The 25,107-nt window shown below is 32.5% G+C and carries 17 protein-coding genes and 2 tRNA genes; 8 read left to right on the top strand and 11 right to left on the bottom strand.

Annotated features, from left to right (window positions below; translation table 11 throughout):
• Positions 1–7: 7 nt before the first annotated feature.
• From BWR22_RS04390 to secDF, 3 genes are all read left to right on the top strand, one after another.
• Positions 8–82: transfer RNA gene (locus BWR22_RS04390), tRNA-Val, on the top strand.
• 202 nt (positions 83–284) lie between these two features.
• Positions 285–881, top strand: a complete 597-nt coding sequence (locus BWR22_RS04395) for a hypothetical protein (protein WP_156875566.1) — start codon at positions 285–287, stop codon at positions 879–881.
• 176 nt (positions 882–1,057) lie between these two features.
• On the top strand, positions 1,058–4,087 hold the full coding sequence (secDF, locus tag BWR22_RS04400) for a protein translocase subunit SecDF (protein WP_076732210.1): 3,030 nt from the start codon (positions 1,058–1,060) through the stop codon (positions 4,085–4,087).
• A 165-nt stretch (positions 4,088–4,252) separates the two neighbouring features.
• Here secDF and BWR22_RS04405 read toward each other — a convergent pair whose 3' ends face one another.
• From BWR22_RS04405 to folE, 6 genes are all read right to left on the bottom strand, one after another.
• Positions 4,253–5,086, bottom strand: a complete 834-nt coding sequence (locus tag BWR22_RS04405) for an alpha/beta hydrolase family protein (protein ID WP_076732211.1) — start codon at positions 5,084–5,086, stop codon at positions 4,253–4,255.
• Complete coding sequence (locus tag BWR22_RS04410) at positions 5,086–5,583, bottom strand: DUF192 domain-containing protein (protein WP_076732212.1); 498 nt, start codon at positions 5,581–5,583, stop codon at positions 5,086–5,088. The genes BWR22_RS04405 and BWR22_RS04410 overlap by 1 nt, the downstream gene beginning before the upstream one ends.
• Positions 5,583–6,518 carry a prolipoprotein diacylglyceryl transferase gene (gene lgt, locus BWR22_RS04415; protein ID WP_076732213.1) on the bottom strand — a complete coding sequence of 312 codons (936 nt, stop codon included), beginning with the start codon at positions 6,516–6,518 and terminating at the stop codon, positions 5,583–5,585. The genes BWR22_RS04410 and lgt overlap by 1 nt, the downstream gene beginning before the upstream one ends.
• Positions 6,519–6,763: 245 nt before the next feature.
• Positions 6,764–6,985, bottom strand: a complete 222-nt coding sequence (gene yidD / locus BWR22_RS04420; RefSeq protein ID WP_076732214.1) for a membrane protein insertion efficiency factor YidD — start codon at positions 6,983–6,985, stop codon at positions 6,764–6,766.
• Between the two features lie 44 nt (positions 6,986–7,029).
• Positions 7,030–8,511, bottom strand: coding sequence for a cysteine--tRNA ligase (gene cysS / locus BWR22_RS04425; RefSeq protein WP_076732215.1), 1,482 nt, complete (start codon positions 8,509–8,511; stop codon positions 7,030–7,032).
• A gap of 55 nt (positions 8,512–8,566) precedes the next feature.
• Positions 8,567–9,244, bottom strand: coding sequence for a GTP cyclohydrolase I FolE (folE, locus tag BWR22_RS04430; protein WP_076732216.1), 678 nt, complete (start codon positions 9,242–9,244; stop codon positions 8,567–8,569).
• 261 nt (positions 9,245–9,505) lie between these two features.
• On the opposite strand from folE, the gene BWR22_RS04435 reads away from it, so the two are divergent.
• Positions 9,506–9,976, top strand: a complete 471-nt coding sequence (locus BWR22_RS04435; protein WP_076732217.1) for a hypothetical protein — start codon at positions 9,506–9,508, stop codon at positions 9,974–9,976.
• 11 nt (positions 9,977–9,987) lie between these two features.
• Positions 9,988–17,106 carry a T9SS type B sorting domain-containing protein gene (locus BWR22_RS04440; RefSeq protein WP_076732218.1) on the top strand — a complete coding sequence of 2,373 codons (7,119 nt, stop codon included), beginning with the start codon at positions 9,988–9,990 and terminating at the stop codon, positions 17,104–17,106.
• A 330-nt stretch (positions 17,107–17,436) separates the two neighbouring features.
• Here the strand turns inward: BWR22_RS04440 and BWR22_RS04445 are convergent, their stop codons facing one another.
• Entirely contained in the window at positions 17,437–18,375 is a 939-nt protein-coding gene (locus tag BWR22_RS04445; RefSeq protein WP_076732219.1) for a calcium/sodium antiporter, read from the bottom strand.
• A gap of 24 nt (positions 18,376–18,399) precedes the next feature.
• Positions 18,400–20,376, bottom strand: coding sequence for an endonuclease (locus BWR22_RS04450; RefSeq protein WP_076732220.1), 1,977 nt, complete (start codon positions 20,374–20,376; stop codon positions 18,400–18,402).
• 556 nt (positions 20,377–20,932) lie between these two features.
• Between BWR22_RS04450 and BWR22_RS04455 the strand changes: the two genes are divergently transcribed.
• The 3 genes from BWR22_RS04455 (at position 20,933) to BWR22_RS04465 (ending at position 22,353) form a co-directional block, all read left to right on the top strand.
• Positions 20,933–21,085 (top strand): SsrA-binding protein, encoded by a 153-nt coding sequence (locus BWR22_RS04455; protein WP_076732221.1) that lies wholly within the window; start codon positions 20,933–20,935, stop codon positions 21,083–21,085.
• Between the two features lie 79 nt (positions 21,086–21,164).
• Positions 21,165–21,238, top strand: a tRNA-Arg gene (locus BWR22_RS04460).
• A 119-nt stretch (positions 21,239–21,357) separates the two neighbouring features.
• Positions 21,358–22,353: a metal-dependent hydrolase gene (locus BWR22_RS04465; RefSeq protein ID WP_076732222.1), complete on the top strand. Its 996-nt coding sequence runs from the start codon at positions 21,358–21,360 to the stop codon at positions 22,351–22,353.
• 8 nt (positions 22,354–22,361) lie between these two features.
• On the opposite strand, the gene BWR22_RS04470 is transcribed toward BWR22_RS04465, so the two are convergent.
• From BWR22_RS04470 to BWR22_RS04480, 3 genes are read right to left on the bottom strand one after another with little or no spacing between them, the layout of a single operon-like run.
• Positions 22,362–22,658 carry a hypothetical protein gene (locus BWR22_RS04470; RefSeq protein WP_076732223.1) on the bottom strand — a complete coding sequence of 99 codons (297 nt, stop codon included), beginning with the start codon at positions 22,656–22,658 and terminating at the stop codon, positions 22,362–22,364.
• A gap of 15 nt (positions 22,659–22,673) precedes the next feature.
• Positions 22,674–23,747 (bottom strand): cytochrome d ubiquinol oxidase subunit II, encoded by a 1,074-nt coding sequence (gene cydB / locus BWR22_RS04475; RefSeq protein ID WP_076732224.1) that lies wholly within the window; start codon positions 23,745–23,747, stop codon positions 22,674–22,676.
• Positions 23,748–23,749: 2 nt separating this feature from the next.
• On the bottom strand, positions 23,750–25,081 hold the full coding sequence (locus tag BWR22_RS04480; protein WP_076732225.1) for a cytochrome ubiquinol oxidase subunit I: 1,332 nt from the start codon (positions 25,079–25,081) through the stop codon (positions 23,750–23,752).
• Positions 25,082–25,107 lie beyond the last annotated feature (26 nt).

The raw sequence follows: 25,107 nt of genomic DNA on the forward strand, positions 1-25,107 counted from the left end.
ATAATAAGGGCGCGTAGCTCAGTTGGTTCAGAGCACTTGGTTTACACCCAAGGGGTCAGGGGTTCGAATCCCTTCGCGCCCACAACATCAAAAAATCCTAATGAATTTTCATTAGGATTTTTTATTTTATATAAATTCTAGTACTACTTATTTTTATAATGTATTAAGAGTTTTTAGTTAGCATAAAAGAATAAATTACAAAATTATAGGTTAACGGTTTTTAACCTGTATAATATTTATATAAACACTGTAGTTATACAGGCTTTATTTTTTATATTTGGCGCATGAATGCGAAATGGTATTTTGGAGCTTTAATACTAATACTCACTTTGTTTGGTGCAAATCAGGAAAATCTGGTAGTACCAAATCAAGAGATTGTATTACAGTTCTCTAATACTACAGTTACTTCCAATGAAGCAGAATTAACTCTTGCTAATGTAAAGGAGCAATTAAAGGCTATTGGTGTTTCTAAATTTCAAGTTCGTAAAGAAACTAAAGGCAGGTTAGTTATATCTTATTATAGTGATACTACTGCCGCTATTGTAAAAGATTTACTTTCTGCAGACATAGCATTCGACTATGCTTCAAATAAAGATGATAATTCAGAATTTCCGTTAGAACATCATTATAATTTAGATGTTTTCGAAATCTCAAAAACTAGCGATACAGGTTTTGGTTCTTCAGGAAAATCATTATTCCAGCTAAAACAAGATTACGATAGGTTTTCAAACCCAAATGTATTGCTTTATGCTGTTGAGTTTACTCCAATTTTAAGAAATATTGAAGTTCAAGTAGCATATAAACAAAATAATACTATTGCAATTGCAATAAACAATATACCTCATAAAATTCCTGAAGGTCGAGCTGGACCAATTTCTTAAAAGGAATATTTTATAACACTTCCTAAACATCAAATTTTAAAACACATAAATATTTAATTTTTATGTGGTGTATAAAAAAATATAGTTTTCAAAATATATTGAAAGCTATTATTTCATTTTAAAAAAGAGTACTAACAACTGTCAGAATATAAAAACCTGACGCAAATATTAAAAGAATGCAAAATAAAGGATTAGTAAAACTGTTTGCAGTTTTATTTGGATTGGTAAGTATTTACCAGCTGTCTTTCTCGTTTAAAAATAATGCAATCGAGAAAAATGCAGAAGAATTAGCAGCATCAAAATTTAGTGAAAGTGATGCAGACTATAAAGAAAAACGTAAAGCGTTTGAAGTAAATTATTTAGATTCTCTTTCGTCTTCTAACGAAAGTGTTTTCTTAGGAGAAGATTATGCTAAAGTTAAGGACAATGCCATGAAACTTGGTCTTGACCTTAAAGGAGGTTTAGAAGCTATTTTACAAGTATCTGTTAGAGATATTTTAAAAGGATTAGCAAACGACTCTAAAGACCCAGTATTTAATAAGGCTTTAGATGATGCTGATGAATTACAAAAAAATTCTCAAGATGATTATATTGAATCTTTCTTTACAGCTTTCGATGCTATTAAAGGAGATAAGCAATTAGCATCACCAGATATTTTTGGAACACGTTCTTTAGTGGAAGCTGGAACTATAAAAATTGGTATGAGCGATGCAGATGTAAAATCGGCATTATCTAAAAAAGTAGACGAGTCTATTGCTTCTGCTTTACAGGTTTTACGTACACGTATCGACCAATTTGGTGTTGCATCTCCAAACATTCAACGTTTAGGGTCTTCTGGACGTATTTTAGTAGAATTACCAGGAGTTAAAGATGTAGAGCGTGCTAAAGCTTTAATTACAGGAACTGCAGAATTAGAATTCTGGTTTGGATATAAAGCTCAAGACTTAGGTCAATATTTTAACGACTTAAACAATGCTTTAAAAGCAAAACAAGAAACAGCAAGTGCAGATGCAGATGCAGAGAATGCTACTCAAGAAGAAGGTGAAGATTCTGCCGATGATATTATTGGAGATTTAACTGGTGAGGAAGACGAAACAACTGTAGCTGTTAATCCATTTTACGACTTAGTAGCAGTAGGTACTACAGGATATTATTCTGGAGTTGGTTTAGTAAAATTATCAGACCAGAAAAAAGTAGAGGAAATTTTAAACTCTAAAGAGGCTATTGCATTACGTCCAGCAGCTGCAAAAAATGTAAAATTTGTATTCGAAAAACCTAAAAAAGATAGTGAAGTAACAACTTTACACGTTTTAGAAGGAAATAGAGATAACGAGCCACCATTACATGGTAGTATTGATGATGCAAGAGAAGGTTACGACCAAGCCAATAGAGTAGTAGTAAACATGCAAATGGATGCTGCAGGTTCTAAAACTTGGGAAGAGATGACAGAGAGAGCATACAAAGAAGGAAGCAATATTGCTATTGTATTAGATAATATTGTGTACTCTGCACCAGGAATTAGTAGAGGTAAAATTGCTGGAGGTCGTTCAGAAATTTCTGGAGATTTTACAATTAACGAAGCAATCGATTTATCTAACGTATTACGTGCAGGTAAATTACCAGCAAGAGCAACAATTATTCAAAGTGACGAAGTTGGACCAACATTAGGACAAGAAGCTATAGATAGTGGTACAATGTCGTTTGTAATTGCATTAGCATTAGTATTACTATGGATGATGTTTTATTACGGTAAAGCAGGTTTATTTGCAGACATTGCAATGGCATTAAACATTTTATTAATCTTCGGTATTTTATCAGGATTAGGAGCCGTATTAACATTACCTGGAATTGCCGGTATTGTATTAACAATTGGTATGTCGGTAGATGCGAACGTACTTATTTTTGAACGTATTCGAGAAGAATTAGGAAAAGGAAAAGATTTAAAATCTGCTGTTCAAGACGGGTTTAGTAATGCATTATCTTCTATTTTAGATGCCAATATTACTACAGGTTTAACTGCTTTAATTTTATTCTTATTTGGTACAGGACCAATTAAAGGTTTCGCAACTACGTTATTAGTTGGTATTGCTACATCATTATTTACAGCAATATTTATAACGAGATTATTAGTAGACTGGTATGTTAATAAAGGTGGAAAATTAGATTTCTCTACAGGTATCACTAAAAACTTATTTAGAAACATTGATATTGCATTCTTAAAGAAGCGTAAAATGGCTTACATTATTTCTGGAATATTAATAGTAGGAAGTTTAGCATCTTTATTCACAAACGGATTAGATCAAGGTGTAGATTTTGCAGGAGGTAGAACATACCAAGTACGTTTCGACCAGCCAGTAAGCTCTTCAGAAATAAGTGCAACATTATCAGACCCAGAAGTATTTGGTAGTGCAGATGCAAAAACATTTGGAGACGATAACCAATTAAAAATTACAACAAAGTATAGAATCGACGAAGCTTCAGAAGAAGCAGACAACGAAATTAGACAAACATTATACAATGCATTACAACCACATTTAAACGGTATGAGCTATGCAGATTTCATCTCTAATGAAGAAGGGAAAACTGCAGGTATAATGAAAAAATATAAAGTAAGTCCAACCATTGCAGATGATATTAAACAAGAATCTTTCTGGGCAGTATTAGGATCTTTAATTGTTGTTTTCCTTTATATTTTAATACGTTTTAAAAGATGGCAATTCTCACTTGGTGCAGTAGCAGCAGTATTCCACGATGTATTAATTGTATTAGGAGTATTCTCTATTACATACAAGTTTATGCCATTCTCTTTAGAAATTGACCAAGCATTTATAGCCGCAATTTTAACAGTAATTGGTTACTCTTTAAATGATACCGTTGTAGTATTCGATAGAATTAGAGAGTTCTTTAACGAGCATACAGGATGGTCTTTCGACACAGTTATCGATAAGTCGTTAAGCAGTACATTAAGTAGAACATTAAATACCTCTTTAACAACCTTAGTAGTATTATTAGCCATTTTTATTTTTGGAGGAGAATCTATTAGAGGATTTATGTTTGCATTAATAGTAGGTGTAATTGTAGGTACATATTCATCTTTATTTATTGCAACACCAATTATGTACGATTCTGTAAAAAGAGGAGATGCTACAGAAGCATTAAAAAACAAATCAAAAGAAGAAGAATTAGAAGACGAAGCAAAAGCTTAAACTTCAATTTTTAATTAAATATAAAAGCCTTTCAGTTTTAAACCGAAAGGCTTTTTTTATTATTTTTTTGGGCGTTACCTTGCAAAAAAAAAAGCAAGGTCAGGCTATCACTACTCGCTCTTTGCAAGGAGCTCAAACATGCCGTTCTATCCTTAACGCATAAGACTAAGTGTTGTTCTCAATCCACTGTTCTGTCATAATCCAAAGCGTATTTGCAAAACGAGTTCTAAAAAAACCAAAATGTCCCGCATTAGAAACCAAGTGTCTTCTATCTATTTTAGCATTACTAAAAATAGAAGCTAACCAATCTACAGTCTGCTTTGGTGCAAAATTATCCTTTGGAAAACTTAAAACAAGCATTGGGCAAGTAACTAAGTCTATATAAAAATTGTCCTTATTAGGTTCGCTTAAAAAATAATCTTTTCTATTTCCCCAACGTTTCCATTGGTAAACAGCATGTTTTGGAACACTCTCAAAAAGGCCTAGTTTTTTAGCAGGAAAATAACCAAAAAATGGAGTAGTAGTAGGAATTAAAACATTCCAAAAAAATAACATTTTTAATTTTTGTAAACCAGGAAATAAATTCCAATACCCAGATTGCGACGCTACAGTAATAATAGCATCTGCAAGTGCTATATTTTTATTAAAAGCAGTTAGTTGTCCGCCAATACTATGTGTTATTAGCGTAAGCTTATATTTTGGGTTTGTATTTTTTGCAAACTCTAAAACTGCGGCTTGGTTTTTAGCCCAATCCAGTAAATTAGAAGTATTATTTTTTATGTGTTTAGAGTAAGATAAACCTATACCAGAATAATCGAAAGTATATACAGTAAAACCTAAAGAACAAAAATGCAATGCAAATTTAGAATAGTAAGTTTGTACAACTCCAGTTGCAGATGATATTACAATGCTTTTTTGGTTTGAAGTTTCTGGAATAAATTGAGTTACAAAAATAGAATGTTTATTTTCTTGTTCTATTTCTATAACCTTTTGCTGCATTACTCCACAATTTTATAAACAAAGTAATCCATTTTATCTCCAACCTCAAGCAGCCATTCTTCTGCTAAGCCAGCATTAATTTCTAGTACAAATTGCGCTAATGCGTTCGATGGTAAAGAAGCCTCATCAAGCGGTTGTGCATTTTCTTGAAAACTAACAATTCTTTTATTGTGGTCTAAAAAAATAAGATCTAAAGGAAAACGTGTGTTTTTCATGTAAAAATTACGCTCTCTAATTTCATTAAATACAAACAGCATACCTTGGTTCTTTTTCATAGATTCTCGGTACATTAAACCAGTTTCTATCTCAAAAGGTGTTTCTGCAATTTCTATATCTAGTTTAGCAATAATTGTATCTGTAGTACCTTTGTATAAAGTAAGCTCACCTTCTTTAGTAAAAGGAACTTCTGGTTGTTCTATTGTTTTTGGTTCGCTTTTACAAGCAATTATAGTTAAGCTAAAACAAGCTAATAGAAATATTGTTTTTAAAATTTTCATTAGTGATATGTAGATTTTTGTTTGTAAAAAAACATAAAATATAATCCAATTAAAATAAACGGGATACTTAATACCTGTCCGGTATTCATAAACCAAATATAATCATCACGCCCATCTACTTGAGCAATTTTTACAAATTCTACAAAGAAACGAACCGTCCAAAGTAAAACTAAAAATAAGCCAAATAAAAATCCTGGTTTATCGCCTTTATTTGTTTTTAAATAGAAGTATAAAAGAATTAAAAACACAAAAATATAGCAAAACGACTCGTACATTTGTGCCGGATGCCTGTAAGGTACAGCCTCTAATAAGCTTGCAAATTTAGGACTATTGGTAACTGCTGCATAAGCTGCTTTATAATCTTGTATGCCTGTAAGTTTTACAATGTCGTGTTTAGAATATTCTTCTTGAATAAAACGAACTCCTAAAGGAAAATCTCCAGATAATTTACCAACAATTTCAGAGTTAATAAAATTTCCAATTCTAATAAATACTGCTCCAGAAGCTACTGGTATTACAATGCGGTCTAAAATCCACATTAAAGATTTGTATTTATATTTTCTTCTATACAAAAACATAGCAACAATAATACCTATAGCAGCACCATGGCTTGCTAAACCTGAGAATCCTGAAAATTCAAATTTAGGATTAAAACGAAATGGTAAAAAGACGCTAAAAAAATCTTGCGAAAATAATTCTGGTTGGTAAAATATTACATGGCCTAAACGTGCGCCAAGCATTGTTGCTAGAACTGTATATATAAAAAGAGGATCTAAATATTCTATTTTTACATGTTCTCTCTTAAATATGCGTTTTGTTATGTGCCAACCAATAACAAAAGCGGTTACCCACATAAGACTATAAAAATGAATTTTGAAATTTCCAATAATATCGATTCCTGTTATTGGATTCCAATTAAATTCTAATAAATACATATGTTTTTTTTTATGACTGTAAATATAGTATTTATGATGAATTTATACGAGGATATTACAAATCATTAACAGAATAACAATTTTTATTTAAAACTAAATATTGCCGCGTAGGCGAGTTGTCATCCTTTTTTATGGAACAGGATCGTAACCTTTACCTCGCCCAAGGCGACAGAGCGAAAAAAAAATGTGCAGTGTACATTTTAAGCGATTGGGCGAGCTGGCGCGTAGGCGAGTTGTCATCCTTTTTACGGAACAGGATCATAACCTTTGCCTCCCCAAGGATGACAACTCAAAATTCGCTTTACACTTAATTTCATACCTTTTAAAAATCCATGCTTTATTAAAGCTTCTTTTGTGTAGTGCGAACAAGTTGGTTGATATCTACACGTAGCTGGAGTAAATGGCGAAATAAAAGTCTGGTAGATTTTTATTATAAATAGAAAAGGTGCAATTAGTAGTTTTTTCATAACTATTGCATAGTGTAAAATATATTTAAAGTTACATTTGTTTTCTAATTTGTAGAAAATGTTGTGCCATCTCTACTGTCGTTTAATGTAATGCCAACTTCTGCTAATTCATCACGAATTTTATCAGACAAAGCAAAGTCTTTATTAGCTCTAGCTTCTTGTCTTAATTTTATTAGTAACTGTACAGCTCCAGAAAGTTTATCGGTACCTTCAGCTGTGTCTTTAGCATTATTTAATCCTAATAAATCAAAAACAAAAGTATGTATAGCACTTTTAAAGATTTCTAAATCTTCTTTACTAATAGTCGCACTTCCTTCTTTTATGGCATTAATGTGGTTAACAGCTTCAAATAAATTAGCGATTAAAATAGGCGTGTTAAAATCGTCATTCATGGCATCGTAACACTTTTGCTTCCAGGCTTTAACATCAAAAGATGAGGTGTTAGAAGTTTTTAGCTTTTCTAAATCGTCAACCGCATTCATTAAACGATTAAAACCTTTTTCGCTGGCTAAAAGTCCATTATCTGTTAAATCTAAAACGCTTCGGTAAGCAGATTGCATCATGAAAAAGCGAACAACATTTGGGTTGTAAGCTTTAGACATAATATCGTTTTTACCAGATAATAATTCGGCAGGATTTATATAATTTCCTGTAGATTTACTCATACGAGCACCATTAAGCTCTAGCATATTTGCATGCATCCAGTAGTTAACTGGCGATTTTCCTTTTGCAGCTTGATTTTGTGCAATTTCACATTCGTGATGTGGAAATTTTAAATCCATTCCACCACCATGAATATCAAACTGTTCTCCTAAATATTTTGTACTCATTGCAGTACATTCTAAATGCCAACCTGGGAAACCATCGCTCCAAGGCGATGGCCAACGCATAATGTGCGTAGGTTCGGCCTTTTTCCATAATGCAAAATCTTGAGGATTTTTTTTATCGCTTTGCCCATCGAGCGCACGTGTATTGTGTATTAAATCTTCAAGTTTACGCTTACTTAAAATACCGTAATCGTTAGTTTCGTTATATTTATGTACATCAAAATATACAGAGCCATTAACTTCGTATGCAAAACCATTATCTATAATTGTGCTAATTAATTCAATTTGCTCAATAATATGTCCGGTTGCAGTAGGCTCGATACTTGGCGGTAGTAGGTTAAAGGTGTTAATTACGTTATGAAAATCTACAGTATAGCGTTGTACAATTTCCATAGGCTCAATTTCTTCTAAACGTGCTTTTTTGGTAATTTTATCTTCACCAACATCGGCATCGTTTTCTAAATGTCCTGCATCTGTAATGTTTCTAACATAACGAATTTTATATCCAAGATGTTTTAAATAACGAAAAACCATGTCGAAAGACATAAATGTTCTTACATTTCCTAAATGTACATTGCTGTATACAGTAGGACCGCATACATACATACCAACGTAACCTTCCGTAATAGGTTGGAAAGTTTCTTTTTTTCCTGTTAAAGAATTATAGACCTTTATTTGTTGATTTTTGTATAACTGCATTACTATTATAGTTAGAATGAAACTTTATTATGTTTTTAGTAGAAGCAAAAAAGTATTAAAATTTCGTTTCCAAACTAATATAATCTAAAAACTCACGTTTAATTTCTTTGTTTTTAAATTGGCCACCAAATTCTGAAGTTACTGTGCTACTTTCAATATCACGAATACCTCTAGAATTTACACATAAATGTTTGGCATCTATAACGCAAGCAACATCATCTGTATTTAATACTTTTTGAAGTTCTTTAACTATTTGTATTGTTAAACGCTCTTGCACTTGTGGTCGTTTTGCAAAATAATCTACAATTCTATTCATTTTAGATAATCCTACAACAGTGCCATTAGAAATATAAGCAATATGGGCTTTACCTACTATTGGTAACAAGTGGTGCTCGCAAGTAGAATATACGGTAATATTTTTTTCTACTAACATTTCGCCATATTTATACTTATTGTCAAAAACAGATGCACTAGGTTTTTTATTTGGATTTAAGCCACCAAAAATTTCATTTACAAACATTTTTGCAACTCGTTTTGGTGTGCCATTTAAGCTATCGTCTGTTAAATCCAAACCTAAAGTTTCCATGATATGGCGTACATCACTTTGTATAATATCTATTTTTTCGTTGTCGGAAAGTTTAAAAGCATCAGCTTTCATAGGTGTGTCTGAAGATGTTCCAACGTGGTTTTCTCCTAAATCGTCGTTTGTGTTTGTAGTATTCTCAATTTTCATGTGTTCAAATTCTAGCTATAATGTAAAATGCTAAAATAAAGCTTTATAAAAGGCCTTAATTTTAGCGTAATGATATTGACAAAGACTTAATGTTATTATTTGTTATAAATCTTAGAGCTTGCAAAGATAAGTAATAATAAAATGAGTGCAACACGGTAGGAGTTTTTATCTTTAAATTGTTATATTTTTAGAACGAATAATTATTAGCCATCAGTTAATAATTTTTTGCTATTTTTAGCATCCTTAAAAAACAAGATATTTATGAAACTTAGACTATTCTATGTGTTTGCATTATTTATTACAATTGGTGTACATAATGCAAATGCTCAATCTGCTAACAGACAGCCACTTAAATTGGTTAAATACAACGATAATGTTAAAAGTCCTTTAACTAGTAAAGAGTTGTCTTTTATTAAAGAAGTATATGCAGATAAAGTAGATGCTTATGTGTTAAGTAGACCTCAAAAGGTAAAAGACTTAAAAAATTTATTACGAAATAGAATACTTATTAAAGATATGCCAGAATTAATTGGTAATACAGATAAGTATAAAACTTTATCTGAAGCAGGATTATTTAACAATTATAATTCAAATTTAACTTTCGATAAAGTATATAATAAAGATACATTTAATGTATTAAAATATAATTTAGAATTTTTTGGTAGAGGTTCACGAATTTATAGAATAGATAATACTAGTCTTTTCATCGTAATACTTTCTCAACATCAATAAAAAATACAACAATGAATAAGTTTACTATATTAATTACATTTTTATTAATTTCAACAGTTACATTTGCTCAAGATGTTTTAATGCAAACAGGCACTGTTACACAATGTTCAGGAACTTTTTACGATTCTGGTGGAGTAGGAGGAAACTATAGTAGTGACGAAAGTTTTACACTTACTATTTGTCCTGATGTACCAGGGAATCAAATACAATTAGATTTTACAGCATTTAGTACGCAAGTAGGAAGTGATACAATAACTTTTTACGATGGTGATGATACTACAGCAAACAATTTCGGAACGTATTCAGGAGCTGGTGCAGCAAATAATCCAGGAATAGTTGTAGCAACTCCTAATAATCCTACTGGTTGTATAACTATTGTGTTTACTTCAGATGGAACAGCAACTACAACCGGATGGGCAGCTACAATTTCTTGTTATGAGCCTTGTCAAACAATTGTTTCTCAAATAGATAGCGCAACGCCAGCGCCAAATGCAGATGGTTATATAAGAGTTTGTACAGATGAGGATATAACTTTAAACGGTAGTGGAAATTTTTCTGTTGATGGTACAGGTGCTACTTATGAGTGGGATTTAGGAGACGGTAATACTGTTACAGGACAAACAGCAACATTTTCTTATCCAAATCCTGGTGTTTATATTGTAAACTTAAATATAACAGATACTAATACAGATCCAGCACCTGGAACAGGCTGTACCAATACAAATTTAATTAATCAAGTAATACAAGTAGGTACAGAACCCGATTTTACAGGAACTGAAGCTGCCGATACTGTATTGTGTTTTGGAGAAAGTACAACTATAGATGGAGTAGTAACGCCAACCGAGTTTATAAATGATTGTACTCCTCCTGTTAGTGGTACAACTTTCTTACCAGATGGTAATGGTGCCTCATATCAAACATGTGTTACTGTTGATTGTTATGATTCATCACAAACTTTAACAGATATTAATCAAATTGTAGCAATTTGTGTTAATATGGAACATTCATATTTAGGAGATTTAGATATAAATATTATAAGTCCCACAGGTCAAGTAGCGGTGTTAAAAGAATATCCTGGAGGTGGAGGTACTTATTTAGGAGGAGCTAATGACGATGGTTCAAACACACCAGGAGTTGGAGCAGATTATTGCTTTTCAATGTCAGGTACTGTAACTTTAGAGAATGGACCAACAATTACGGCAGGAAGTAATCCTCCTAATAATTCTATTACACCAGGAACTTATTTGCCAGAAGGTACTTTGAATACACTTTTAGGTAGTCCATTAAATGGAGATTGGTGTATTCAAATTGTTGATAATTTAGGAGCAGATAATGGTTTTATCTTTTCATGGAGTATAGAATTCGATCCAAATTTACAACCACCAGAATTATCTTTTACGCCTACAACGGTTACAGAAGGTTGGGATGCAGATCCAACAATTACTAACACGACAGGAAATACAATTACTGTTGCGCCACCTGCAGCAGGACAATATTGCTATACTTATAGAACTACAGACGATTTTGGTTGTGAATATACAGAGCAAGTATGTATAGACGTTTTACCAGAAATTGTAACCGATGCACCAGATAATTTATTTTTATGTAATCCAGGAGCACTACCATATATTTTCGATTTAACCGAAAATGATGCAATAATAAATGCACCGGCTGCAAATCCTACAGAACAAATTATTACATATTACGAAACACAAGCCGACGCAGATAACGAAACTAATGCAATTGCTAATCCTACGGCATATTCTTCTAGTGCAGTAATTGGTGTGCCACAAGACATATTTGTTAGAATAGAATATTTAACTTCAGATTGTTTTGAAACAGCAACATTTACATTAAATGTTACACCGCAACCTACTGTTAATCCTGCTTTAGATATGGAACTTTGTGATGATCCATCTAACGACGGTTTTGAAGCTTTTAATTTAGAATCGCAGAATTTAATTATTTTAGGAACGCAGTCAGCTACAGATTATACAGTTACTTATTATACCTCTCTTGCAGATGCAGCAGCAGGTGTTAATGCTTTAGTTAGCCCATACACTAATACTGTAAATCCAGAACCAATTTTTGTTAGAGTACAATTAAATGGAGATGCAACTTGTTTTAATGTAACTACAAATCCTTTAGGAGAATTTGATTTAATTGTAAATCCAAGTCCAGAAATAATTTCTTTAACAAGTAATACAGATATTTGTTCTGGAAATGATGCCGTTTTTACTATTACGGGAACAGCAAACCATATAGTAGATTATAATATAAATGGAGGCGGAACTATTCAAACAACTTTAGATGCAACAGGAGAATCTGTTATTACTGTAACAGGAGTAACTACAGATCAAGTTATTACATTAGAGTCTATTGAAGATCCAGTAACAAACTGTACAGCGCCATTAACTAATACAACTACGGTTGTAGTTAATGCTAATCCTACGGTTACTTTAACAAGTAACACCAGTGTTTGCTCTGGTCAAGACGCCATTTTCACCATTACCGGAGACGCAGGCAATGTTGTAGACTACAATATTAACGGTGGTGGTACAATGCAAGTAACACTAGATGCAGCAGGACAAGGTGTTGTTACCGTTGCAGGAGCTACAGCAGACCAAACCATAACTTTAGAAGCTGTTACCAATCCATCTACAACATGTACAACAACATTAACAGATACTGAAACAGTTACTATTGGAGCAAATCCAACCATTACAAGTTTAACAACAAACACAGATATTTGTTCTGGAGCAGATGCTATTTTTACTATAGATGCCACTGCCGATGATGTTATAGACTATACTATTAATGGAGGTGCAACACAACAAGTTGTTGTAGATGCTACAGGTCAAGCTATTGTAACCATTACAGCAGCAACCGTAGACCAAACTATAGTTTTAGAAGCTATTACAAACCCAATAACCATGTGTAGTAGCATACTAACAGATACAGACACTGTTACGGTAATAGCTAATCCAACAGTAGCATTAGCGAGTAATGATGAAGTATGTATAGGTGAAGATGCCGTATTTACTATAACCGGTACACCAGGAGATATTGTAGATTACAATATTAACGGTGGCGGTACAGTACAAGTAACACTTGACGCAGCAGGAGAATCTGTTATTACTATAGCAGCACCAGCAGTAGACCAAGAAATGACTTTAGAAGCTGTAAATAACCCAGCTACAACGTGTACAAGTCCTTTAACAACATCTAATACAGTGGTAGTAAATCCACTACCAACAGCCATAGCACCAACCACTTTAGAAGTTTGTGACGATGGTACACCAGACGGTTTAACAGAGATTGATTTAACCATAAAAAATAATGAAATTACCGGAGGTAATCCAGCCTATGCCGTAACCTATTATTTTGATCAAGCCGATGCCGATGCACAAACCAATCCGTTACCAAACCAATATACAAACATTAGTAACCCACAAACCATTGTAGCCGGAGTTTTAAATGTAAACACCAACTGTTACACAACCACAACTTTAGAGTTAGCAGTAGAACAAGCACCAGTAGCTTTTACACCAACACCTCTAGAGCATTGTGATCCAGATAGTGATGGATTTGGAGTCTTTACACTAACCGATGCCGAAGCAGAAATTACAGGAGGCGCTACAGGATTAAATGTAACTTACCATGAAACCATGGCCGATGCAGACAATAGTGTAAACCCAATAACAGGCGATTATAATAATATTGTAGCCAACACACAAACCATATATGTACGTGTAGAAAGCACAACAATAGCAACCGACTGTGCTACCTTTGTAGAGCTAGTATTAATCGTTAACCCAGAACCACAAATTATTACACCAGCAAATTTAACACCATTAGAAGTTTGTGATGATGATGCCGATGGATTTGCAAGTTTCGATTTAACTGTTAAAGAGCCAGAAGTATTAAATCTTTTAGATGGTGATGCCACTAACGATTTAGACCCAACATTATACACCATTACTTACTACCAAACACAAGCCAATGCCGAGGCACCAAACAATGCCATAGCTACACCAAACGCTTATGTAAACACCACTGCCGATATGGACAGTGTATGGATACGTGTAGAAGACAATGCTACAGGTTGCTATAAAACCATAGAGCTAGAACTTATCGTTAATCCGTTACCAGTATTAGCACAAGCCGCATCATTAAATTTATGTGATGTTAATAATCCAGGAGACGAGTTAGAAGCCTTTACATTAGAAGATGCTAATGCCGATATTTTAGCAGGACAAACCGGTATCACCTTAACCTATTTTAGCACACAAATAGGCGCAGAAACCAACGATCCAGCCGACCAAATATTTAGTCCATACACAAACACTGCAAATGCACAAACCATTTATGTATTAGGAACAAATAATGTAACAGGCTGTAGTAGCATTACTACTTTTGATATTAGAGTAAACCCACTACCATCACCAGTAGCAATGCCAGCGGTAGTAGAAGAATGTGATGATGATAACGATGGATTTGCACTGTTCGATTTAGACGCACAAACAGTAATAATAGAAAACGGAGAGCCAGACGTTACCACAACCTATTACGAAACGCAAGACGATGCTATGAATGGAATCAATCCATTAAGTAGCCCGTATGCCAATATTGTACAGTTTAACCAAACGGTTTATGCCTTTGTACAAAACGATTTAACCAGCTGTTACACTATAGTAGAATTACCATTATCGGTAATACCATCTCCAGTAGTACCAATAGCAATTGAAGATTATGTAATTTGTGATGCCGATAACGATGGTACTGCTCAATTTGATTTTGATGCCGTTATCAATCCACAAATTTTTGCAAACGGACAAACACCAGCAGATTTCACCTTAACATACCACACCACACAAGCAGGAGCCGATAGTGGTAACAACCCAATAGTAAACACGAGTAACTATACCAATGTTACCAATCCACAAACCATTTACATTCGCTTAGTAAGCAATGCTAATGGCTGTGTTACCACAGGAAGTTTTGTTATTCGCGTGGAATTCCCACCAGTAATCGATGCTAATTATGACAATTTATTATCACAATGTGATGATTTAGATGCCGATTATATGGAAGCTAATAATGGTTTCACTTTCTTCGATTTAACGGTAGAAGATATAGAAATCACCGGACCAATGAATGTAAGTTGGATAGTTACCTATTACGAAACCATGGCCGATGCGCAAGCCGATACGAATGCCATTCCAGATCCAACAGCGTACCAGAATACCATGACAGGTCCACAAACCTTATACGTAAGAGTGACCGATAATGATACCGGTTGTTTCAGTTTTACAACCGTAACCATCCGTGTATTAAACAATCCATCACCAACACCAGATCCAGAAGATTTAGAACTGTGTGACGATGTTGATATTGTAGGACCAAACGATATGCTAGAGACTTTCGATTTAACACAAAACGAAGCCACTATTATTAATGGAGAATTAGGAGTAACCGCAAGTTATTACCTATCACAAGACGATGCTATTATGGGTAACAATGCTATAGCAGACCCAAGCATGCATATTAACGAAGATCCAGCAAATCCAGGAGTTGCTGTTACACCACAAACCATTTATGTGCGCTTAACCAACGGTACAGACCCAACAGGATTAGGCGGTACAGGATGCTACAGTTTAGTGAGTTTCAATATTATTGTAAACCCATTACCAGTAGTAACACCAGTAGAAGACTATGTGATTTGTGAATTAAATACAGACAACGTTGCAGACTTTGATTTAACAACAATGACAGCAGCCATATTAAACGGTCAAGATCCAGCCATCTTCACGGTAACCTACCATGAAACACAAGCTGAAGCCGATGCAGGTATTAATGATTTAGCAATAAGTGGCGATTACACTAACACTAGTGATCCACAAACCATTTACGTTAATATTACCAATACCGTAACCGGATGCGATACCACAGCACTTACCTTTAATTTAGTAGTAGACGAAGCAGCACAAGCCAATCCAGTTGGAGGTCCAATTGTATACGAAGCCTGTGATGACACAATGGAGTTTGATGGAGACACGACAAACGACACTACTGTTTTCGATTTAACCACTCAAAACGCAGATGTATTAGACGGTCAAGATCCAGCAGATTACACTGTAACGTATTACGAAACACAAGCCGATGCAGATGCAGGTATCAATCCATTACCATTTACTTACACTAACACGGTTAACCCACAAGTTATTATTGTAAGAGTAGATAATGATTTAATGATAAACGATCCTGCCAATCCAGGAACGATGATAGACAGTTCATCATGTTACGAGACTGCAGAAATTACCTTACAGGTTAATCCAATGCCATCGTTTATGTTAGACAGTGCATACTTATTATGTATTAACACTAATGGCAGCGAGGTTATAAACTCACCAGTAATAGATACCGGTTTAGATCCTTCACAATATACTTTTGAGTGGACTTTAGATGGTGCAGTATTACCAAACGAGACCTCAGAATTTATAGAACCAACACAAGGCGGAACTTATGGTGTAGTGGCAACAGATAATGCTACAGGATGTTCAAACGACGAAGTAACCACTTTAGTTACCGTAAGCGAGCCACCAGTACTAGAAGCAGAGGTAACAACATTGGCCTTTGCAGAGCAGCATGATATTTTAGTAACCGCAACAGGTACCACTAGCACATCTATAGCCGAATACGAATTTAGTTTAGATGGAGGCGATTGGGAATTAGGCACACAAAACACTGCGGGTGCTTATGTATACACCTTCTCTGATGTTGCAGCAGGAGAACATACTATAACGGTAAGAGACACACAAGGTTGTGGAGAAAGCACAACAACAATAACAGTTATGGACTATCCATTGTACTTTACACCAAATGACGATGGTTACCATGACACGTGGAATATTTACGATATAGGCCGTCAAGCAGATGCTGTAATCTATATTTTTGATCGTTATGGTAAACTCTTAAAACAGTTAAGTCCATTAGGCGAAGGTTGGGATGGTACTTATAATGGTAACCCAATGCCAACTAGCGATTACTGGTTTACTGTAGAATATAGAGAACCTAATAATCCTACGGTTAAGAAACAATTTAAAGCACACTTTACTTTAAAACGATAAACGTATAAACTATTAAAAACTAAAACGCCCAAACATAAGTTTGGGCGTTTTTTATTATATGTTATATTAGGTATTGCAATATTGAATGGAATGCATGAGATGAGTTCGCTTAAGTTAAATAATTTAATTGATACTTAGCTAGTGCTGAAATATTATTTAAAGCATAATACACCTTTATTTTAAATCTATTAAACAATAGAAGTAATTGACTGTAATTACTTCTATTGTTTAGAGGAATTGTACAGTGTAACTTATTGTTTAACGATGTATAAAATACAATGCATTTAAGCTAATAAAAGCTTGTTTAAAATTATAGCTATAATTTAAAAACTATTTAAAAGAGAAATATAAAAACAAGCAATAACCAGCAACTAAAAATAATCCTTTATATCTGCTTATTTGCATGCGCTTTGGAATTAGAATTAGAAGTAGTAGGATAGAGGCAAAGCCAATCATCCAAAAAATATCGTTGTTTAATATTTTTATGTCTGTAACAGGAATAGCTTTTACTATAGAGGTTAAACCTAAAACAGAACCTATATTAAAAATATTAGATCCTATTAAGTTTCCTAAAGAGAGTGCTTTTTCTTTTTTAGCAGCAGCAATAATTGAAGCTGCTAATTCTGGTACACTTGTACCAATAGCAATAACGGTAACGGCAATAACAGCATCGCTAACACCTAAAGATTGTGCCAGGCTTTTTGCTCCATCTACTAGCCAAACAGAGCCAAAGTATAACGCTGTAGCACCAATTATTAACCATAATAAAATTTTATAATTGCCAATAGCAGCCAAGGCATCACTAACTTCTTCAGAATCTACTTCTGTATTCGATTTCTTTAAAAGAATAATAATAAATACTACAAGCATACAAAATAAAATGATGCCTTCGATTGTAGATAATATACTGTCGTTAGCAAGAAAGTAATATAATATAAGCGAGAATAATAACATTGCCGGCCAATTAAGCTTGTAGAAAGATTTATCTACTGCTATAGGTCCTATAAGTGCTGTAACACCTAAAACTAAGCCAATGTTTGCAATATTAGAGCCTACTACATTATTAATAGCAATTGCAGGTGCATTATTTAATGCTGCTTGAATACTTACTAATAACTCTGGTGCTGATGTTGCAAAAGATACAACCGTCATACCAATTACCATCTTAGAAATGTTTAATTTAAAAGATAAAGCAATTGAGGCTTTTACTAAATAATCACCACCAACAACTAATAGTACCAAGCCTAAAATTACCCAAAGTATACTCATAAAATTACTTTTTTAACGAAGATACTATTTAACAATAAATTTTTTGGTTTCTATATTGCCTTCAGTAGAAATTTTAGCATAATACATTCCGCTAGATAAATCTAAATTTAAAGCTGAGTTATTTTTTAGCGTGTGCGATTCAATTTTTCGACCTTCAGAAGAATAAATAGTAACATGATATTCATTATATGCTCCAGAAACAAAAAGCTGATTATCTACAGGATTTGGATATAGTTTTACAATTTCTTTATTATAATTATTAACACTTAAAGTGTTCTGCCATTGTTGTCCTACATTAGCTCCCCAAATATAGTCTACTAATTCGGGCATATCAATTAATGGATTTCGGTTAAATTGCCATGTATAGATTACATTGTTTCTATTCATTTCAAAATCATCTGGTGGATCTTGGTTATGCCATTGTAATAATGTTGCTAAATCTCCCATTTGACCGTTTGCAGTAGGAAAACCATTTTCAACAGATAAACCATTATAGCGTAATTGCATATATAAAACACTTCGTGCAACATCTCCTTTAAAGCTTCCTGAGTTACCGGTAGGGCCATTGTATTCTGTACCTCCATAATGTTGGTTACCTCTTGAGCTATTTTCTGGTCCGTCTGCAGCTCTCAGTGCATGAGCATCAGAATTTCCATGTCTAAGAGAATCTGCGGTTGTATTCCAGTATGTTTCTATGCCATCTGCAATGTCATCTTCTTCAATACTAAAATAGCCTGCTAAAGATCTTGGGAAAGTATGCTCTCTATTCCATTTTCCTACGCTACTTCCGTTACCTTGAAGGTCTAATTTTGCTCTACCTTGTTCAGTATAAAGCAACCATACTTGGTTACTGTTTTCTGGATTTTGATCTGCTTCTTTTAAAATATCTATAATATCTGAGTAAGTTTGTGCTCTAACAACGCCTTCTTCGGCAATAATATCTTGTATTGCTTGCTCTAAATTAGCTCCAGATAGTCCGTTTAAAGAATCATAATAACCGTCTGGTTGTGTACTGTCAACTATGTCGAAAGTTGGAGTTGTAGGCTTGCCAAATGGCGCGATAACAAAATCGTTATCAACGACTCTAATAGTAACAAAATTATTAAATGGAATGTAAGGAGTTGATAGACTTGAAAACTTAATTAAAAGTTCTTCATCACCTTCATCTAAAGTATCGTCAATTAAAGTAATAGTTGTAGAAACAGTATTTTGTCCGTTAGGAATAGTTACTGTTGTAGTTCCAGAATAATCTGAAGTATTAAAACCAAAATTGTCTAAAGTAAACGAAAAAGTAGTATCTGCTGTTACATTAGTTTCTGTTGTAAATGTAACATCAAAAGTTTCTCCTTCTGTATATTGAGACTGAGAAGTAGAAATTGCAATAGGATTAAAAACAACACCACTACCATCATTTAATTGTCTTGGTGTTGGAGTAGCAGCTGTATAAGACCCATCATTGTTAAGTTGAATGGATTTTGGATTAGCATTAGTACCATTATCATTTATTTGTTGAATTGTTTCAAAACCAGGAGCATCATTAAAAAATTCAAGCAAATTTGTTACAGCATCATTAGTTTCGTAAACTAAAACATCTACTAAATTAGTTATTGTAGCATCGGTTTGATCTGGGAAATCTGAAGCATTTGCTTGATAAATAGCAACAACATCTGGTCCGTTTTGAATTAAATTTTGAGGGATAACAAATTGTGGAAATGGTGTAACTAAATCGCTACCTATAACAAATAGCCCATTAACATCGGTAATAAAACCATCTAAATCTAAAGCATAATAGCTTTTTCCTCCTGTACTACTTGTGTTAGAACCATTAAACAACACTAAAACATAACCGTCTAAACTAGTATTTGCATTTGGAGTTTTTAATTCTATAAACTCTTTAGTATCGGTACTAGGTGTATCGCAATCTAACTCATTAATTACAACTTGACCATAAGTAATATTACATAAAAATAATAATACGAGATATTGAAAGTGTTTTTTCATTTGGGCTTTTTTTTTTCAAATATACGACTATAACTTAATTTCAATAAAGTTGATAGATTATTTAACTGTTAAAGATTTAATTAATGAAAATCTACTTTTGGATGTTTTTTATAATAAAATAGTCCTTGGTTTTAAAATCTTAGTAAAAAAAGGCTCTACAAAAGTTTTATATTTTGATGTTAATTATCTTATAAGGTTTTAAATTAAAACTATGTTTAAGTAACTTGGTTTAATATTAAAAGTTTTTAGGTTTGTTTTGTTATATAAGTAAAGTGAATTGTATCGTTTTTTAATGTTTTACTTGGTGGTAAATATTTAAAATAGATATATTTAAAAAACAATCATGAAAATGACTTTTTTATTAACCTTTAAACCTAAAAATTATGCTAACACTTGCTAAAATTATTATCGATTTTATATTATTGATATGTCTGTAAAATTAATATGTAAAACTTAGTCTAGAATAGGTTTTACTATATTATAAAGTAAACAGAGTTTGGCGAACATTAATAAAAAGTATAATTTTGAATTTAAAACATAGGATTTTTTCTAAGTTATGAAAAAACAAGCATTTAAAATACTTGCTAAAATAAACAAGGCAATATTGCCAAGTTATACAAAGCAAAAATTAGACTTATCAAAAGCCACTAAATTACAGATGGCTATTTTTGGTTGGAAATTATATATAACAAAAAACGCATTAGACTAATTGCAAATAATATATATATATTTTTCGATTATATTTTGAACATTATATAAAAAAGAGGTATATTTGCACCCACAAAATTGGCCTCGTGGCGCAACTGAATAGCGCACTTGATTACGGCTCAAGAGGTTACAGGTTTGAATCCTGTCGAGGTCACTAGAGTAGATAAGGGTTTCAAGAAATTGAAACCCTTTTTTTATATTCTATTTTTAGATAAATTGTCCACGATATTACAGTTTATTATAATAAATTTCTGGTTTTATTTACTTTATAATATGGATTCACTTACCCAAATAGTTTTAGGAGCAGCGGTTGGAGAAGCTGTTTTAGGAAAAAAAGTAGGCAACAAAGCAATGCTTTATGGAGCAATTGCAGGTACCATTCCAGACTTAGATGTGTTTGCTTCCTTTTTTACAGATACCGTTTCTGCACTTTCCATACACCGTGGATTTACACATTCTATTGTGTTTTCAGTGCTTTTTGCACCAATTTTTGGTTGGCTTATATCCCGATTTGAAAATTATAAAAATTTTAAAAATTGGAGTTGGTTATTCTTTTGGGCATTTTTTACACATTCTCTTTTAGATGCGCATACAACTTGGGGAACCCAATTATTTTGGCCACTAGACTTACGATTGGCATTTAAAACCATTTTTGTAATCGATCCAATGTATACTTTGCCTTTTTTGGTGTTTTTAATTTTAGCGATGTTACAAAAACGAACAACTAAAAAGCGTCGTTTGTATAATAATATTGGTTTAATAGTAAGTTCAACATATTTATTGCTCACTTTTATATTAAAATGGTTGGCATTTAACCAATTTGAAGAGGCTTTAAAAAAAGAAAATATAAGTTACTTACAAATAGACACTAGACCATCTGCTTTAAACACAATACTATGGAGTGCAAATATTGAAACGAAGGATGCTTATTTATTAGGTAATTATTCTTTTTTTGATTCTAAACCAATAAGTTTTGAAAAATATCCTAAAAATCATGAACTTTTATTAGATTTTGCAAAAAATGAAAAAGTAAAGCAAATGATTAAAATAAGTGAAGGTTGGTATACTATCACCAAGGAAAATAATCAACTGTATTTTAACGATTTGCGTTTTGGATTATTAAGTTTAGCACCTAATGCTCAAGATTTTGTTTTTAAGTATAAAATAGAAACGAATGAGCAGTACGTAAATTTTATTGAAGAACCCAAAAATAATCGTGATGCAAAAAAGCTGCTTTTTCAACTTTGGAAACGATTAAAAGGAAATTAAAAAACTGTTTATTTATTCAATTTTTTATAAACGCTTTTAAAAATAATAAGTCCTAAAATACCACCTATAGCCGAAAATATTATATTAATAATTAGAAGGATACCATTAAAATCTCCATTGTTCATAATAAACCAAGGATTAAAACCTAATCTTCCAAAAATTTTAATAATTAATATACTTCCAAAAACACCAATTAAGGTATTGCCTTTAAATCCAAAAGTATATTTTTTGTTTAAATACCCAAATACATTAGCTGCAATAATGCCAATAACAATACTTATTAAAGATATTAATGTACCAGTCATATTGGAATATTTATATTAATGACCATAATCCATATTGTCTATTTTACCACTCGTTAATCTATTTTGTATAATCATATAAACAAAAATTAATATAAAACCTATAACTCCCCAAATTAAGGCAGTAGATAGACCATATTCTGAAGCTGCAGTATTATAAATAGTTAAATGTTGGTTTACATTGTTAATTGAAGGAAGTATAACAGGAAATAAAGAGGCTAAAGAAAACCATATTCCTCCAGTAATAACTAGTGTAGATAACAAAAAGGCATGACTGTTTTTCTGTATTTTTTTTATAAAGAATAGCCCAATCAATCCTATTAAATATATAATAGGAAAAATTAATAAATAAGGCTTATTTATAAAATTATCTAAGGCATTAGGATTTACAATTTGCCAGACTATTATAGAAAATATTGTAAGTAGCGTAAGAACAATGTTTAAATTAAAAATAACGGTTTTAAGTTTATTGTTTATTGAAGAATTTGTTTTTAAAATAATCCAATTTGCACCATGAATAGTTAATGTTACCACAGCTATTAATCCTATTATAATAGTAAACCAATCTATAACGCCAGGATGCGTTGTTAATGGACTAAAACTACTATCCCAAAGTGGTAAAAAGAAGTAGTGAGCTTCATGAGCCGAAATTCCGTTTTCTGCAGTTCCTAAATTAACACCTCTAATAATGTTTCCTAAAGCAATCCCAAAAAATAAAGCTAATAAAAGACTAGAAATACCAAAAGATTTATCCCAAATGTCTTTCCACATTTGATATTTAAATTGCCCTCTAAACTCTAAGCCAATAGCTCTAAAAATAATTAACCATAAAACTATAATTAAAGGCAAGTAAAAACCGCTAAAAACAGAAGCGTAAAAAGTTGGGAAAGCCATAAAAAGCATGCCTCCAGCAGCAACTAACCAAACTTCGTTAGAATCCCAAAACAAGCCAGCAGATTTTGTAATTAATTCTTTGTCTTTTTCCTTTTTTGCAAAAAATAAATGAATAATTCCTGCTCCAAAATCATAACCATCTAAAATAAAAAAAGCGGTTAAAACTATTGCTATTGCTATATACCAGAATATTTCCATAATTAATGTGATTTTGGTTTTGGACCTTCGTTAATAGTTTTTCCTACTAGTATTAAAAATAGCAAGCCTAAAAGCATATATAAAGCAACAAAACCTAATAAAGTAAATAATGTATTACCAGAAGAAACAGTAGGAGAGACGCCTTCGCTTGTTTTTAATAAGCCATAAACAAGATAAGGTTGTCTACCTAATTCTGCAGTGTACCAGCCTGTAATATTTGCTATATATGGAAATGGCACTAAAAACATTATAATCCATAATAACGGTTTTATGGTATATAGTTTTTTTCGCCATAAAAAGAAAATAGCTAAGAGCATAACACTAATAAAAATGGTTCCTAATCCTACCATTATATGGTAAGAGTAGTAAAGGGCAGGAATATTATCTGGTAATTCTTCTTTTTTAAATTGATCCATTCCTGCAATTTGCCTATCCCATTCTTGATAAGTTAAAAAGCTTAATATATTTGGAACAGCAATTTTATTATCTAGTTTTTTGTCTACCATATTAGGTTGACCTATAAGTACAATTTCGGCACCAGCATCTTCAGTTTCAAAAATACCTTCCATTGCAGCAAATGTTGCTGGTTGATATTTTACTACATTTTTTGCATTCCAATCTCCTGTAGGAAACGCAACTAATACACTAGAAATTAATCCAAAAATAACTCCTGTTTTTAAAAATAGTTTTCCGTATTCAGAATGTTTATTTCTTAAAATATAAAACGCACCAATACTAGCTACTACAAAGGCAGACGTTACAATAGATGCCATTTGATTGTGCAGAAAAGCTGGTAGTAACCACGGATTAGTAAACAATGCAGAAAAGTTTTCTAAAACAAATTTACCATTGTCTAAAATCTCATATCCAACAGGATGTTGCATCCAAGCGTTAGTGGCTAAAATAAAATATCCGCTAGCCCAAGAGCCTAAAAAGACTAAAAATCCTGTTAAGAAATGTAGTTTTTGGCCCATTAATTTTTCACCAAAAATAAATAAAGCTAAAAATGAAGATTCTAAAAAGAAAGAAAACAGGCCTTCCATAGCTAAAGTTTGACCAATAATGCCACCAGTAAGTTCTGAGAATTTTGCCCAATTTGTACCAAATTGAAATTCCATTGGTATGCCTGTTACAACACCCATTGTAAAATTAATAGCAAAGATTTTCATAAAAAACTTTGCCGCATTATTATATTTTTCTGTTTTAGTTCTTAAATATATCCATTTAAAATAAACTATCATTAATGATAGTCCCATGGTTAATTGCGGAAATATGTAGTGGAATGTGATAGTAAATGCAAATTGCAATCTATCGTAAAAGAGCATGTCTTCCATATCTTTATATTAGACTATAAAAATAC

Origin of the sequence: Lacinutrix venerupis (assembly GCF_001971745.1) — a bacterium.
GTDB classification, from domain to species: domain Bacteria; phylum Bacteroidota; class Bacteroidia; order Flavobacteriales; family Flavobacteriaceae; genus Lacinutrix; species Lacinutrix venerupis.

Coding starts and splice junctions, on each gene's coding strand:
- BWR22_RS04395 (WP_156875566.1), top strand. CDS start 285: ATGAATGCGAAATGGTATTTTGGAGCTTTAATACTAATACTCACTTTG.
- secDF (WP_076732210.1), top strand. CDS start 1,058: ATGCAAAATAAAGGATTAGTAAAACTGTTTGCAGTTTTATTTGGATTG.
- BWR22_RS04405 (WP_076732211.1), bottom strand. CDS start 5,086: ATGCAGCAAAAGGTTATAGAAATAGAACAAGAAAATAAACATTCTATT.
- BWR22_RS04410 (WP_076732212.1), bottom strand. CDS start 5,583: ATGAAAATTTTAAAAACAATATTTCTATTAGCTTGTTTTAGCTTAACT.
- lgt (WP_076732213.1), bottom strand. CDS start 6,518: ATGTATTTATTAGAATTTAATTGGAATCCAATAACAGGAATCGATATT.
- yidD (WP_076732214.1), bottom strand. CDS start 6,985: ATGAAAAAACTACTAATTGCACCTTTTCTATTTATAATAAAAATCTAC.
- cysS (WP_076732215.1), bottom strand. CDS start 8,511: ATGCAGTTATACAAAAATCAACAAATAAAGGTCTATAATTCTTTAACA.
- folE (WP_076732216.1), bottom strand. CDS start 9,244: ATGAAAATTGAGAATACTACAAACACAAACGACGATTTAGGAGAAAAC.
- BWR22_RS04435 (WP_076732217.1), top strand. CDS start 9,506: ATGAAACTTAGACTATTCTATGTGTTTGCATTATTTATTACAATTGGT.
- BWR22_RS04440 (WP_076732218.1), top strand. CDS start 9,988: ATGAATAAGTTTACTATATTAATTACATTTTTATTAATTTCAACAGTT.
- BWR22_RS04445 (WP_076732219.1), bottom strand. CDS start 18,375: ATGAGTATACTTTGGGTAATTTTAGGCTTGGTACTATTAGTTGTTGGT.
- BWR22_RS04450 (WP_076732220.1), bottom strand. CDS start 20,376: ATGAAAAAACACTTTCAATATCTCGTATTATTATTTTTATGTAATATT.
- BWR22_RS04455 (WP_076732221.1), top strand. CDS start 20,933: ATGAAAAAACAAGCATTTAAAATACTTGCTAAAATAAACAAGGCAATA.
- BWR22_RS04465 (WP_076732222.1), top strand. CDS start 21,358: ATGGATTCACTTACCCAAATAGTTTTAGGAGCAGCGGTTGGAGAAGCT.
- BWR22_RS04470 (WP_076732223.1), bottom strand. CDS start 22,658: ATGACTGGTACATTAATATCTTTAATAAGTATTGTTATTGGCATTATT.
- cydB (WP_076732224.1), bottom strand. CDS start 23,747: ATGGAAATATTCTGGTATATAGCAATAGCAATAGTTTTAACCGCTTTT.
- BWR22_RS04480 (WP_076732225.1), bottom strand. CDS start 25,081: ATGGAAGACATGCTCTTTTACGATAGATTGCAATTTGCATTTACTATC.